The sequence below is a fragment of the Cellulomonas triticagri genome (genome assembly GCF_003696205.1).
Taxonomy (GTDB): domain Bacteria; phylum Actinomycetota; class Actinomycetes; order Actinomycetales; family Cellulomonadaceae; genus Cellulomonas; species Cellulomonas triticagri.
Genome location: NZ_RFFI01000005.1, coordinates 1 through 13,429, shown reverse-complemented (window position 1 = coordinate 13,429; position 13,429 = coordinate 1). Strand labels below are relative to the sequence as shown.

Here is a 13,429-nt window from a genome sequence, read left to right as displayed (position 1 = left end):
CATGCTAGGAGCGCCCGGCGACATCCACCGACCGGTCGCCCGGTCCCGCCCCGCCGCCCACGGCCGCGTCGCCAGCCGGTGCCGCCCCGCGCAGCCAGGACAGGTCCCCGGCCTCGGTGCTGGTCGCGACGACGTCCGGCCGCTCCGCCCCGTACCGCACGACCGACACCGACGCGGGCGACGCCCCGATCCGCTGGAACAGGTCGAGGTGCATCCCGAGCGCGTCCGCGAGCACCGCCTTGACGATGTCCCCGTGGGTCACGGCGACCCACACCGCGCCGGGCCCGTGCTCGGCGGTGACGGCGGCGTCCGTCTCGCGCACCGCCGCGACCGCGCGGGCCTGCATCGCCGCCAGCGACTCCCCGCCGGGGAACACCGCCGCGCTCGGCTGCCGCTGCACCGTCGACCAGAGCGGCTCGCGCGCGAGGTCGGCGAGCGGCCGCCCCTGCCACGCGCCGTAGTCGCACTCCGTCAGGCGCTCGTCCACCCGCGTCTGCGGCAGCGGCTCGTGCCGGGTGGTGATCGCGGCGGCGGTCTGGCGGCAGCGCTCCATGGGGCTCGTCACCACCAGGGCCAGCGGGACGACGGCGATGCGCTCCCCGGTGCGGTCGGCCTGGTCGTGGCCGACCTCGTCCAGCAGCACGCCGGGGCTGCGCCCGGCGAGGATCCCGGTGGCGTTCGCTGTGGTGCGGCCGTGGCGGACGAGCAGGACGGTAGCCATACGCCGAGCCTAGGAGTCACGCCCGGCCGCGCGCGTCCGCTACCGTCGCCGGGTGCAGACCGCGGGAGTGGTCGGCGGCGGTCCGGCGGGGCTGATCGCCGCGGAGGTGCTGGCCCGGGCCGGCGTGGCGGTGACCGTCCACGACCGGATGCCCTCGGTGAGCCGCAAGCTGCTGCTCGCCGGGCACGGCGGCCTCAACATCACGCACTCCGAGCCCCTGGACCGGATGCTGCCGCGCTACGGTGCCGCCGCCGAGCGGCTCGCGCCGATGATCGAGGCGTTCACCCCCGACGACCTGCGCGCGTGGTGCGCGGGCCTGGGGGAGGCGACGTTCGTCGGCTCCAGCGGCCGGGTGTTCCCCCGCTCGTTCCGCGCGACCCCGCTGGTCCGCGCCTGGCTGACCCGCCTGGACTCCCTCGGCGTGACGATCCACAAGCGCCAGCGCTGGACCGGCTGGACCGCCGACGGCGCGGGCCTGACGTTCACCGGCGTCGGCGCCGCCGACGACGGCACCCGCACCGAGGCGTCCTACGACGTCGTGCTGCTCGCCCTCGGCGGGGCGTCCTGGCCCCGGCTCGGCTCCGACGGATCCTGGGTGGACCTGCTCGCCGCGCGGGGCGTCGCCGCCGCGCCGCTGCGCGCCGCCAACGTCGGTGCGCGCGTCGCGTGGACCGCCGGATTCGCCGAGCGGTTCCAGGGTGTCCCGCTCAAGCACGTCGCTGTCTCGGTGCGCGGGCAGGACCAGGCGCCCGTGCGCGGCGACGCGATGGTCACCCGCACCGGCATCGAGGGCGGCCCTCTCTACGCCACGGGCGCCGCCGTCCGCGCCGCGCTCGACGCCGACGGCCGCGCCGTCCTGCTCCTCGACCTGCGCCCCGACCAGGACGCCGCGCGCCTCGCGGACCGCCTCGCCCGGCGCCGTCCCAAGGACTCCCGCTCGACGTGGCTGCAGCGCAGCCTCGGCCTCGACCCCGTCGCCGTCGGCCTGCTGCGCGAGGCGACCGGCAACGCCGTCCCCGACGACCCGGCCGCCGTCGCCGCGCTGATCAAGGCCGTCCCGGTCGTCGTCACCGAGGCCATGCCGATCGAGAAGGCCATCTCCAGCGCGGGCGGGATCCGCTGGTCCGAGGTCGACGACGACCTCGCGCTGCGGGCGCTGCCCGGAACCTTCGTCGCGGGGGAGATGCTCGACTGGGAGGCTCCGACCGGCGGGTACCTGCTGCAGGCGTCCTATGCGACGGGGGTGGCCGCGGCGCGGGGGATGCTCGCGCGGCTCGGCGTGGCCGGGGCCGCATCGGCGGGTCCCGAGGTGCCGGGACGGGCAGGGGAGCGGATGACGGGAATCGAACCCGCGTAGCCAGTTTGGAAGACTGGGGCTCTACCATTGAGCTACATCCGCGCAGGCCCACGGTGGGGCCGCCGGACCAGGGTACCGGCTCCGACGGGGGTACCCGCGCCACTAGACTCGGCGCCGCACGGGATGTGGCGCAGGTTGGTAGCGCGTCCGCTTTGGGAGCGGAAGGTCGTGGGTTCGAATCCCGCCATCCCGACCGACCGAGCCAGCCAGCGCGAGGGCTCCTGACCGGTACCGACGGTCAGGAGACCTCGTCGCGCTGGGGTTGAGCCGCCCGTCCGGGCGCCGGGGTGAGGCGGCGGGACGTCGGCTGGTTCCGGTTCGACTGCTCGCCCCTCATCGGACGGGAAGGAGATCGACGAGCGGAAGGGGGTCGCCGCGCAGTCGGGCGTGGGTCTCGACGTCGAACCTCCGGTCCCCGTACCGCAGCTTCTCCCGTTCCACGCCTTCCGCCAGAAACCCGGCGCGTCGCGCCACCGCGCAGGACGCGGGATTGTCCACCCGGTGCCCGAGCTCGAGGCGATGCAGGCCGAGCTCGTCGAACGCGACCACCGCCATCGTCGCGAGAGCACGCGTCGCAAGCCCCTGGCCCCGGGCGGGCTCGGCCAGCCAGTACGAGATCCACGCGGTTCCGTGCCTGTGCTCGACCGCGCATGCGGCGACGGTCCCGACCACCCGTCCGTCGAGCTCCACCGCCAGGTAGTGGTCCGCAGGTCCCCACGCCGCCATGGTCTCGACCACGTCGATCCGGCCCTGCGGGCCCGCGAGTGCCGCAGCCGGGACCTGCCTGTCCAGGTCCGTGGATCCGAGCAGGGCGTCCGCGAGGTCCCCGACGTCCGCCGGGAGCCAGCGCCGGAGCACGGGGCCTGTCCCTCGGGAGGACGCGGCAGCCGCCGGGTGATGCTGGGCGTCGGTCTCAGGCGTTGGCGGCACGAGTGCACGGTAGCGTCGCCGCGCAACCGGTCGCCCGACATATTCCTCCGCACAGCGGACGGTGCGGGCGGGGTGACCTCCAGCTGGAATCGTGATGATGTGACGCGCCACAGTCGGCACAAGCCCCCGGGGTGCGGTCGGCGCGACGCTCTCCTGGAGCCCGCTGCACGGATCGGCGAGATGGGTGACCGATCCGCTCACCAGATCAGCCGACCTCGTCCGCCGGCCCCTCGGCCACGATGACGACCCGCCCCCGGATCTCCGCCCACCGCACCAGGAATGCCCCCTCGTCCAGCCGCTTGCGCCGCAGCCACCCCGACACCTCGGCGTTGTGCTTGCTGGCGTTGCAGGACGCGCACGCGGGGACGACGTTGTCGACCGTGTACCGCCCGCCGCGCGAGATGGGCAGCACGCAGTCCTTCTGCAGCGCGGGTCCGACGGCCCCGCAGTAGGCGCAGCACCCCCAGGCGTCGAGGAGGTCCTGCCACTGCTCGGCGGTGAGGTCGTTGTCGACGCGGGCGAGGCGGCGCTGGCGGCGCTTCGCGTACCGGGCGCGGGCGGCGGGCGAGGTGCGGAACTGCGGGGGCACGCGCCGACCGTACCGCCTGCGGGCTGTCGTCCCGGGCAGTGTGACGGCGCGCGCACACGGGCGCCCACGCCCGCACGTGCCACATCCGTAGGGCGTCTGTCGAACTTCGACTTGACCTGGCCTTGACGTAACCTCGACCGAGCCGCGCCCCTGGTGCGGCAGCTCACGGACGCGAGTCCGGGTCCCGGCTCGCGTCGGGAGCCCGCGCGCGTACGGTCGGCGGGCCCCGCGCCCGTCACCCGTCCGGACAGAGGAGGTGCCCGCCGATCCGCGGCGGGCCGACCCGGATGCCGAGGCCGCCCCGCGGCCGGACAAGGACGACGCATGACCGCACGACACCCCCGTTCCCGCCGCCTGGCCGCTGCCGCCGGGATCTCCGCCGTCGCCCTCGCGCTGGGCGCCTGCTCGAGCGCGGCGGGCGCCGCGGACGGCGAGGAGTCCCGCGAGATCACGATCGCCGCCGTCCCGGGCTGGGACGACGGCAACGCGGTCACCGAGCTCTGGCACGCGGTGCTGGAGGACGAGGGATACGACGTGACGATCGAGTACGTCGACATCGCGACGACGTTCCTCGGGCTGAGCGCGGGCGACTACGACCTGTACCTGGGCTCGTGGCTGCCGGTGACGCACGAGGACTACCTGGCGCAGTTCGGCGACGACATCGAGACGGTCGGCGTGTGGAACTCCGACGCGCGCAACGTCATCGCGGTCAACGCGGACGCCCCGGTGGACTCGCTCGCGGACCTGGCGGCGCACGCCGACGCGTTCGGCAACCGCATCGTCGGGACGGAGGCGGGCGCCGGTCTGACCCGGCTCACCCAGGACGAGGTCATCCCGACCTACGGGCTGGAGGGCATGGAGTTCATCACGTCGTCCAGCGCCGCGATGCTGGCCGAGCTCGACGGGGCGATGGTCTCGGGCGAGGACATCGCCGTGACGCTCTGGCAGCCGCACTGGGCGTACGGCGAGTACGACCTGAAGAACCTGGAGGACCCGGAGGGCGCCTTCGGCGATGCCGAGGAGATCACGATCCTGGCGCGCACCGGTCTCGCCGAGGACCTGCCGGAGGTCCAGGGGTGGCTGAGCGACTTCACGATGGACCTGGACCGGCTGTCCGGCCTGCAGGCCGCGCTGTTCGTGGACAACCCGTCGGGGGAGTACGAGGAGCGGATCGCGACGTGGATCGAGGGGAACCGCGACTGGGTGGACGGCCTGACGGCCTGACGTCAGCGGTCGCGGTCCCCGTCGACCGTGAAGCCCTCGCGGGCGCGGCGCTCGTCCAGCGTCTCCAGCTCCTGGAAGAACGTCACCTGCCACCCGTCGGGCCCGGCGACCCGGGCGTTGACCGAGCGGAACGGCGTCCGGGTCGGCGGGGCCAGCACCTCGGCCCCGCCGGCCTCGGCCGCGGCGACCGCGTCGGCGGTGCTGGTGACCTCCAGCGCGAGCCGCAGGGCCGGGCCGGTGCCGGGCGGCATGCCCTCGACGGCGTCGACGGCGCGGGCGTGCTCCCGCGTGGCGAGCTCGATGGTCGCGGTCCCGGCGTGCAGGATCGCGACCCGGTCGTCCCCGGTGGTCGCGTAGGCCGCCTGCTCGGGCATTCCGAGGACGTCGCGGTAGAACCGGATCGCCTGGTCGAAGTCGTCGGTCTCGATGATGAGGCGCAGCTGGCGCGGCGTGGTGGCGTCGGTCACGGACGCCATGGTCGTCCCGGGACCGGGGGAGCGGTCAAGACCCGGGTCGGGTCCGGCCGAGGCGCCCGGCGAGCAGGGTCGTGGTGAGCACGCCCGCGACCGCCTGCGCGGCGAGCAGCCCGACGAGGACGAGCAGCTGCACCTGGGCGGCCTGCGCGGGTCCGGCGCCGCCGAGCAGCAGCCCGACGAACGCCCCCGGCAGGGTGACGAGCCCGGCGCTGCGGGTCTGGTCGATGCCGGGGACCAGGGCCCGCCCGACGGCGACGCGCGCGTGCTCCGCGACGGCCTGCCGCCCGGTGGCACCGAGGGCGAGCCAGCCCTCCACGACGTCCCAGCCGGTCCGCAGGTCGTCGCGCAGCCGCAGGCCGGTGACGGCGGTGGCGGACATCGCGCCGCCGATCATCTGCGCGGCGAACGGCACGAGCGTCGGCGTCCCGGGGGCGAGCGCCCCGCTGGCGACGACGGGAAGGACGGCGGTCGCGGCCCCGGCGAGCACCGCGAGCGTGAGCGGTGCGGCGGTCGCGGTGCCGAGGCCGACGCGGCGGGTGGCGGTCCAGCCCGCGACCGCGACCATGACCACGAGGTACGCGGCCGCCGCGCCCGGGTGCCGGAACACCCACGCGATGACGACGGCCACCGCGACGAGCTGCACGGCGGCGCGCAGCACCGCCACCGCGGTGTCCCGTCGGACCCGGACGCGGGCGGCGCCGGTCACGGCGAGGAACACCCCGAGCAGCAGCGCGCCGGCGAGCGCGGTGCGCAGGACGGTGGCGGTGGTCACGGGCGTGCACGCTACCGCTGGACCTGTTCGGGGTACTCGGGGCGCCGATGTGTGCTTCGATAGGTAGACGAGGTCGTCTACCGAGGAGGCGTCATGGCGGAGCAGCAGGCGGGACGGGGCGGGGAGATCGCCCGCACGGTCGGGCGGATCGGCCTCGGGGCGGTGCTCGCGTTCGCGGGCACCAGCCACCTGACGTTCGCCCGCGAGGAGTTCCAGGCGCAGGTGCCGCCGTGGATCCCCCTGGACGAGGACCTCGTGGTGCTCGGCTCCGGCGTCGTCGAGATCGCGCTCGGCACGGCGCTCGCGGTCGCCCCGGCGCGGCACCGGGCGAAGGTCGGCTGGACGGCCGCCGCGTTCTTCGTCGCGATCTTCCCGGGCAACGTCTCGCAGTACCTCACGCACACCGACGCCTTCGGGCTCGACACCGACGCGAAGCGGCTCGCCCGGCTGCCGTTCCAGGCGGGACTGGTGGCGTGGGCGCTGTGGGGGACCGGCGCGTGGCGCGACCACCGGCGCCGCCGCCGCGACGCCCGCTGAGGTGACCCCCGCGTTCACCTCCGAGGGGTAGCGGCGGCCCGTCCCGCACGAGGATCGTGGAGCCCACCACGGCGTGCGGGGCGGAGGGGGCGGGGACGGTGGTCGGTGACGTGCGGGACGCGGGGCAGGACGAGCGGGCGGTCGCCCGGGTCGCGGAGCGCAGCGGGCAGCGGCTCGCGGCGTGCGCGGGCCTGCGCGACGGGACGCTGCTGGACGTGAACGACCCGGACCGGGCCGCGCTGCGGGTGGACCGCGTGACCCGGTACCGCGCGGGCGCGGGCGCGGTGGCGCCCCCGGCTGTCGCGACGCCCGCCGACCTGGTGCACGCGGCGGCGCAGCGCCTGGGCGACCGGGTGCCCGAGCGGCTCGCCGCGACGGCGCGACCCGAGGCCGCGGTGCTGCTGGAGGCCGTGGTCAACCAGCCCGACTTCCTGCCCGCCCGCTACCTGGAGGACGGCGTCGTCGCGCAGCGCGCGGTGGGCCGGGTCGTGGTCCGCGACGACGGGCACGTGTCCGGGTACGGGACGGGCTTCCTGGTCTCCCCGCGGCTGCTGCTGACCAACCACCACGTGCTGCCGGACGCGGCCGTGGCGGCCGACGCGCTGCTAGAGCTCGAGTACCAGGAGGGCACCGACGGTCGGCCCCGGGCGGTCACCACCGTGGTCCTGGACCCGGCGACGCTGTTCGTCGCGGACGCCGAGCTGGATTTCGCGCTCGTGGCGGTCGAGCCGGTGGCCGACCTCGCCCGGTTCGGCTGGCTGCCGCTCACCGCCGCGCAGGGCACGGTCGTCGTCGGCGAGGAGGTGACGATCGTCCAGCACCCCGCCGGGCGCCCCAAGGAGGTGGTGCTGCGTGCCAACGAGCTCGTGGACATCGCCGAGCAGGTGCTGCACTACGTGGCCGACACCGAGCCGGGGTCGTCGGGGTCGCCGGTGTTCAACGACCAGTGGGAGGTGGTCGCCCTGCACCACGCGAGCGTGACCAGCCCGGACCCGGGCAGCACGTACGCGGTGGTGAACGAGGGCATCCGGATCAGCCGCGTGCTGGCCCGGCTCGCGCGCGCCGACGTGGACCCGGCGGGCCGGGCGCTGCTCGACCAGCTCGGCACCGCGCCCGCCCGGGTCGCGGTACCCGTCGGGACGCCCGGCCCCGGGCCGGAGACGGCGCCCGGGCGCGTCCCGGACACCGTCGTGGAGGTCCCGCTCCGTGTCACCGTGTCGCTGGGCACCGCCACCAGCCCCCCGGCCACGCCCCCGACCCCGCCCGGCGTCCTCGTCACGGAGGCCGTCGACCGGGACTACACGAACCGGCGGGGGTACGACCCCGACTTCCTCGGCCTGCCGCTCCCGCTGCCCGGCCCGGGGTCGCACGCCGCCGACGTGCTGCCCCCGCTGGCGTACCACCACTTCAGCGTCGTCCTGCACCGCACCCGGCGGCTGGCCCTGGTGGCGGCGGTGAACATCGACGGCACCGCCCTGGCCGCCCCGGTGCGCACGCGCGACCGGTGGATCCTCGACCCGCGCCTGCCCGCCGACCAGCAGACCGGCCCGGACGTGTACCTGGACAACGCCCTGGACCGTGGTCACCTGGTCCGCCGGGTCGACCCGGCGTGGGGCGCGCTCGCGGCGGCTGCGAACGACGACACGTTCCACTACACGAACTCCGCTCCGCAGCACGAGGACGTCAACCAGGGGGCGGCGCTGTGGCTCGGCCTGGAGGACTTCGTGCTGGGCGTCGTCGCCCGCGACCGGCTGCGGGTCAGCGTGCTCAGCGGCCCGGTGCTCGCGCCGGACGACCCGCCGTACCGCGGGGTGCTGCTGCCCCGGCAGTTCTACAAGCTGGTGGCGGTGCGCGAGCCCGGCGGGGACCTCGCGGTGTCGGCGTACGTGCTCAGCCAGGCCGACCGGCTGCCCGGGGTGCTGGCCGACGAGGCGACGTTCGGCGGCTACGGGACGTTCCAGGTGCCGGTGGCGACGGTCGCGGACCTCACCGGCCTGGATCTCGGGGCGTACACCCCCCACGACGCGCTCGCCGCCCCGGTCGGCCCCGGCGGTCGGGAGTCCGTGGCCGTCGGGCACCCGCTGCGCACCTTCGGCGACACCGTGCTTTGGCGGCGGTCCTCGCCGGTGCCGTAGGATCGACGGGCCGGTGCGGCGAGCCATGCCCGCACGCGCCGAAGCGTGCCGCCCCCCGAGGGCGTCGGGCCCAGCCCGAGACCGTGCGCTGCGCGCCCACGCCGGACCCCCGGCGCACACCGTCCGAGCAGTTGGAGAGCACTGAAGTGAAGAGCGCCGTCGAGACCCTGGAGCCCACCAAGGTCAAGCTGACCGTCGAGGTGTCGTACGACGAGCTCAAGCCGAGCATCGACCACGCCTACGCGCACATCGCGGAGCAGGTGAACGTGCCCGGCTTCCGCAAGGGCAAGATCCCGCCGCGCATCATCGACCAGCGTGTCGGCCGCCCCGCGGTCATGGAGCACGCCGTGAACGACGGCCTGTCCGGCTTCTACGCCGAGGCCGTGCGCGAGAACAAGCTGCGCCCGCTGGGCCAGCCCGAGGTCGACGTGCAGAAGGTCCCGGGCCTCGTGGCCGGCGACACCGACGGCGAGCTCGTCTTCGAGGCCGTGGTCGAGGTCCGCCCCGACATCGAGGTCCCCGCGCTGGACGGTCTGTCCGTCACGGTCGAGGGCACCGAGGTGACCGACGAGGACGTGCAGGGCCGCCTGGACGCGCTGCGCGAGCGCTTCGGCACCCTGGTCGGCGTCGACCGCCCGGCCGCCGAGAAGGACTTCGTCGTCATCGACCTGGTCGCGAAGATCGCCGACGAGGAGGTGGACACCGTCTCCGGCGTCTCCTACCAGATCGGCTCGGGCAACATGCTCGAGGGCCTGGACGAGGCCCTGACCGGCCTGTCCGGCGGCGAGACCACCACGTTCACGACCACCCTGGTCGGCGGCGAGCACGCCGGCGAGGAGGCCGCCGTGACGGTCACCGCGACGACGGTCAAGGAGCGCGAGCTCCCCGAGGCCGACGACGACTTCGCGCAGATGGCGTCGGAGTTCGACACCGTCGAGGAGCTCCTGGCGGACCTGCGCGAGCAGGCCGGCAAGGTCAAGGGCCAGAACCAGGCCGTGCAGGCGCGCGACCTGCTGCTGGAGCAGCTGCTGGAGCAGGTCGAGATCCCCGTCCCGTCGGGTGCCGTCGAGGCCGAGGTGCACCGCCACCTGGAGTCCGAGGGCCGCCTGGACGACGACACCCACCGCACCGAGGTGACGGAGCAGGCGCAGACCGCGCTGCGCAACCAGATCCTGCTGGACACCCTGGCCGAGAAGCTCGAGGTCAAGGTCAACCAGGGCGAGCTCGTGGACTACCTCGTGAGCGCGTCGCGCCAGTACGGCATGGACCCGAACACGTTCATCCAGACCGTCGACCAGCAGGGCCAGATCCCGGCCATGGTCGCCGAGGTCGCGCGCTCCAAGGCGCTGGCCGTGGCCCTGCGCCACGTCGCCGTCGTCGACGGCGCCGGTGCGGCCGTCGACCTGTCGGAGTTCATCGGCACGGACGAGGAGGAGGCCGCGCAGGCCGCCCTCGAGGAGGCCGCCACCGCGGCCGCCGACGAGACCGAGGTCGAGGAGACCGAGGCCAAGGCCTGAGCCACCCCGCTCCCCGCAGGGCCCCGCACCGGACGGTGCGGGGCCCTGCGCCGTCTCCGGGCCGAGCGCGGTCCGGGGTCACCCGCTGACGGACCCAGGCGCTCGGGAGGTGGGTACCCCGGGGCGACGCGCGCGGGGAACCCCCTGGGCCGACCCGGCGGGACGCCGCCCCCGACGGACGGTGGACCCGGGCGGTACCCACACCGCCACCCAGGAGCGCGTGGGGGACCCCCACGGGCGCGTGAGGGGAGCGGGAACGTGGATACCGTCGACACCATGGGCACCGCGGTCAGGGTCAGTCTCGTCGAGGACGAGCTGATGCTCCGCCGGATGCTCGAGCAGCTGCTGCACAGCCGACCCGGGGTGGCGCTCGTGCACTCCGTCGGCGGGTTCCAGGAGGCCCGGCTGGTGATGACGCCGGGCAGCACCGACGTCGCGATCGTGGACGTGCAGCTCGGCGACGGCGACGGCGTCGCGCTGGGCGCCCGGCTGCAGCGTGCGGACCCCGACGTCGGGGTGCTGCTGCTGTCGTGCCACGACGCGATGCCGGCGTTCCTGCTCGCCCAGGAGACCGCCACCAAGCCGTGGAGCTACCTGTCCAAGCGGTCCAGCTTCGCGATCACGACGCTCACGCGCGCCATCGCGGCGGCCGCCGCGGGTGAGCAGGTGGTCGACCCCTACCTGGTCGAGCGCTCGTCGGCCCGGTCCGACACCCAGGTGTCCCGGTTGTCGCCCGCGCAGTTCCGGGTGCTCGCCCTCGTCTCGCAGGGCCGGACCAACGACTGGATCGCGGGAGAGCTGGGGATCGCGGTCCGGTCCGTGGAGAACCACCTGCTCGCGGTCTACCGGATCCTGGGTCTCGACTCGGACGGGCACAACCGCCGGGTGCTCGCCACCCTGGCGTTCCTCCAGCAGACCAGCCGGTACCCGGCGACGTGATCCGTCGGCTCGCGGCGGCGACCTCACCGACCGGCGTGGTGACGCTGGTCGGGCTGCTGAACGCCGTCCTGTTCGCGCTGATGGCGTTCGCGCACTGGGTGGGGTGGGGCGGGCCCGACGGTCTCGAGTCGTCGGGGATGACGCCGGGGCAGGTGACGGCGACGTCGGTGTTCGTCGTGGTCGTCGACCTGGTGTGCGCGTTCGCCGCGGTCTCCCTCGTGGTGCTGACCCGGCCGCTCGGCCGCCGCTGGCGGTACCGGCTCGGCGCCGTTCTCACGGTGAGCGCCGCCGTCGCGGTGGTGCGCGTGGCCGCGCTCGGTGACGTCGGCCGGCCGGTGACGCTGGTGGACGACGTCCTCGACGGGGCCGCGACGGGCCTCGGCTACGTGGTCGCGCTCGTCGGCGCCCTGCTGGTCGCCGACCTCGTGGTCGCCTACGAGGCGCAGATGCGGGCGCGGACGGCCGCCGAGGTCGCCTCGGCGCGGCAGGTCGCCCGCCTGGAGGCGCAGGAGGGCGTGCGCCGGCGGCTGGTCGCGGACCGGCTGCACGGCGCCGTGCAGAACCGGCTCGTGCTGCTCGCGGCGGGGATCGACCAGGTGGTCGAGCGGCTGGAGCCGGACCGTCCCGACGACGCCGCCGCGCTGCGTCGGATCGCGGACCAGCTCGCGGAGGTCAGCGAGCGGGACGTCCGGGCGCTCAGCCACGAGCTGTTCCCGACCGCGGTGGACGTGTCGGTGGTCCGGGCGGTGCGGACGCTGCTGGACCGGCTGCCGCCGTCGGTGGCGGGGGCGCTCGACCTCGGCCCCACGTACCGGGACCTCGTCGACCACGGCACGGACGACCCGATCGTGCTGCCCGACCGGCTCGTGGTCGTGGACACCGTCGAGGAGGCGCTCACGAACGCCCTCAAGCACGGCCGGGCGCACCGCGTGCGGGTCCGGCTCGACGTCGAGCGGTGCGTGGCCGGCGACGCACCGCTGTGGTTGGTCGGCGTCGTGCGCGCCGACGGGCGCGGGCCGTCGGGGCACGTGGTCCTCGGTGGGCTGGAGCGGCTCCGCTCCCGGCTGGCGGCGCGCGGGGGTGGCCTGCACCTGACCGGCGACGAGCGGGGCTCCGTCCTCCGGTTCGACCTGCCGCTGCGCACCGCCGCGAGCCCCGAGGACACGCTGCCCGGTGACTGCGTGCCCTGAGGGGAACCGATGCTCCGCGTAGGTGGAACTACTCAGCGCGGGGTCCGGCCCGGCCGCGCCGCGCGGAGGCTCATCGGGCGCGGCGGCGGGCGCCGCCGGCACGAGGAGGCGCAGGTGGAGAGCGAGTCGACGCGAGCCGCTGTCGAGGAGGTGCTGACGTGGGTGGCGTCCGGGTGCGACGTGCTCGTCCGCGGACGGGTGGCGTCGGACGCCGCTGCCGTGCTGGACCTGCTGCAACGCTGGCCCGGAACCGGAGGAGTGCTGATCCGACCCGGTGGGGACCTGCCGCTGTCCGCCCTGCGGACGCATCCCGGGGCGCCACGCCGTGCGTCGGGGCCGACGTCGGTGGCCGACCTGGCCTCCTGGCTGCGGTTCGAGGTCGGGACGACCCACGGCCTGGTGCTCGTCGACGACCCGCAGGAGGTGGACCTCGACTCGCTGCGCCTGATCGCCTCGGTCGCCCGGCGCGCGGAGGCGCGGGTCGTCGCCGGCACCGGCGCGGACCTCCTGGCCGACGGCGGCCGGTGGTGCACGGTGCTCGCCCGGCGCGCCCCGGTGGAGGTGCGCGTCGCCCCGCTGGCCCTGCCGGACACGCACCTGCTGCTCGAGCGCGTGCTCGGCGGACCCGTGGACGCCGAGGTCACCGCGGACGTCGCCCGGTGGTCCGGGGGCGTCGCCCAGGTCGTCGAGCTGATCGGCCGCGCCGCGTGGACCGTCGGGGTGCTCGCGGTCCGCGACGGCGTCCGCACCCGGGTGCGGCCGTGGGAGGAGGTCCCCCTGGGGGCGGTGGCGCACCTGCTGCTGGCCGAGGCCGGAGCCGACCAGGTGGCGACGCTGGAGCGCGTCGTCGCCACGGACCCGCCCCCCACCCTGGCGGAGGTCGAGGCGTGGGCGGAGCCGGGGGTGCTGGACCGGCTCGACGCGTGCGGGCTGCTCCGCCCCGTCGGCCCGGACGCCCGCCTGGCCGTCGACCCGCCGGCGCTCGCCCGGGCGCTGGTGGCGCGGGCAGGACGCCGCCGCGTCCGCCCCTGCCCCGCGGCCG

13 protein-coding genes and 2 tRNA genes are annotated in these 13,429 nt (G+C 75.5%); 9 read left to right on the top strand and 6 right to left on the bottom strand.

Translation table 11 applies throughout. The features are described from left to right. Positions 1 to 4 precede the first annotated feature (4 nt). Positions 5 to 721, bottom strand: a complete 717-nt coding sequence (locus EBM89_RS01665) for an MSMEG_4193 family putative phosphomutase (protein WP_122147722.1) — start codon at positions 719 to 721, stop codon at positions 5 to 7. A 52-nt stretch (positions 722 to 773) separates the two neighbouring features. Here EBM89_RS01665 and EBM89_RS01660 point away from each other — a divergent pair, with 52 nt between their 5' ends. After that, positions 774 to 2,078, top strand: a complete 1,305-nt coding sequence (locus EBM89_RS01660) for a TIGR03862 family flavoprotein (RefSeq protein ID WP_122147721.1) — start codon at positions 774 to 776, stop codon at positions 2,076 to 2,078. Here EBM89_RS01660 and EBM89_RS01655 read toward each other — a convergent pair. Next, positions 2,050 to 2,120: transfer RNA gene (locus EBM89_RS01655), tRNA-Gly, on the bottom strand. The two genes, EBM89_RS01660 and EBM89_RS01655, sit on opposite strands and share 29 nt — an antisense overlap. A gap of 77 nt (positions 2,121 to 2,197) precedes the next feature. Between EBM89_RS01655 and EBM89_RS01650 the strand changes: the two genes are divergently transcribed. Then, a tRNA-Pro gene (locus EBM89_RS01650) sits at positions 2,198 to 2,271 on the top strand. Positions 2,272 to 2,411: 140 nt separating this feature from the next. On the opposite strand, the gene EBM89_RS01645 is transcribed toward EBM89_RS01650, so the two are convergent. Further along, on the bottom strand, positions 2,412 to 2,936 hold the full coding sequence (locus EBM89_RS01645) for a GNAT family N-acetyltransferase (protein WP_122147720.1): 525 nt from the start codon (positions 2,934 to 2,936) through the stop codon (positions 2,412 to 2,414). A gap of 277 nt (positions 2,937 to 3,213) precedes the next feature. Continuing rightward, positions 3,214 to 3,597 carry an HNH endonuclease gene (locus EBM89_RS01640; protein ID WP_122147719.1) on the bottom strand — a complete coding sequence of 128 codons (384 nt, stop codon included), beginning with the start codon at positions 3,595 to 3,597 and terminating at the stop codon, positions 3,214 to 3,216. Between the two features lie 324 nt (positions 3,598 to 3,921). Between EBM89_RS01640 and EBM89_RS01635 the strand changes: the two genes are divergently transcribed. Beyond that, positions 3,922 to 4,821 (top strand): glycine betaine ABC transporter substrate-binding protein, encoded by a 900-nt coding sequence (locus tag EBM89_RS01635; protein WP_122147718.1) that lies wholly within the window; start codon positions 3,922 to 3,924, stop codon positions 4,819 to 4,821. A gap of 2 nt (positions 4,822 to 4,823) precedes the next feature. On the opposite strand, the gene EBM89_RS01630 is transcribed toward EBM89_RS01635, so the two are convergent. Both EBM89_RS01630 and EBM89_RS01625 read right to left on the bottom strand, forming a co-directional pair. After that, the gene (locus EBM89_RS01630; RefSeq protein WP_233571470.1) at positions 4,824 to 5,288 is read right to left on the bottom strand and encodes a VOC family protein; all 465 of its coding nucleotides are present in this window, start codon (positions 5,286 to 5,288) and stop codon (positions 4,824 to 4,826) included. A 34-nt stretch (positions 5,289 to 5,322) separates the two neighbouring features. Then, on the bottom strand, positions 5,323 to 6,069 hold the full coding sequence (locus EBM89_RS01625; RefSeq protein WP_199731934.1) for an ABC transporter permease: 747 nt from the start codon (positions 6,067 to 6,069) through the stop codon (positions 5,323 to 5,325). 93 nt (positions 6,070 to 6,162) lie between these two features. Here EBM89_RS01625 and EBM89_RS01620 point away from each other — a divergent pair, with 93 nt between their 5' ends. The 6 genes from EBM89_RS01620 to EBM89_RS01595 form a co-directional block, all read left to right on the top strand. Next, complete coding sequence (locus EBM89_RS01620) at positions 6,163 to 6,606, top strand: DoxX family protein (protein WP_122147716.1); 444 nt, start codon at positions 6,163 to 6,165, stop codon at positions 6,604 to 6,606. Between the two features lie 56 nt (positions 6,607 to 6,662). Beyond that, entirely contained in the window at positions 6,663 to 8,741 is a 2,079-nt protein-coding gene (locus tag EBM89_RS01615) for a DNA/RNA non-specific endonuclease (RefSeq protein ID WP_199731933.1), read from the top strand. A 146-nt stretch (positions 8,742 to 8,887) separates the two neighbouring features. After that, entirely contained in the window at positions 8,888 to 10,258 is a 1,371-nt protein-coding gene (gene tig, locus EBM89_RS01610; RefSeq protein ID WP_122147715.1) for a trigger factor, read from the top strand. 276 nt (positions 10,259 to 10,534) lie between these two features. Beyond that, complete coding sequence (locus EBM89_RS01605) at positions 10,535 to 11,197, top strand: response regulator transcription factor (protein WP_122147714.1); 663 nt, start codon at positions 10,535 to 10,537, stop codon at positions 11,195 to 11,197. Further along, entirely contained in the window at positions 11,194 to 12,387 is a 1,194-nt protein-coding gene (locus EBM89_RS01600; RefSeq protein ID WP_122147713.1) for a sensor histidine kinase, read from the top strand. The genes EBM89_RS01605 and EBM89_RS01600 overlap by 4 nt, the downstream gene beginning before the upstream one ends. A gap of 114 nt (positions 12,388 to 12,501) precedes the next feature. After that, positions 12,502 to 13,429, top strand: a 928-nt coding sequence (locus tag EBM89_RS01595; protein WP_439647154.1) for a hypothetical protein, incomplete at its 3' end; no start/stop codon positions are given.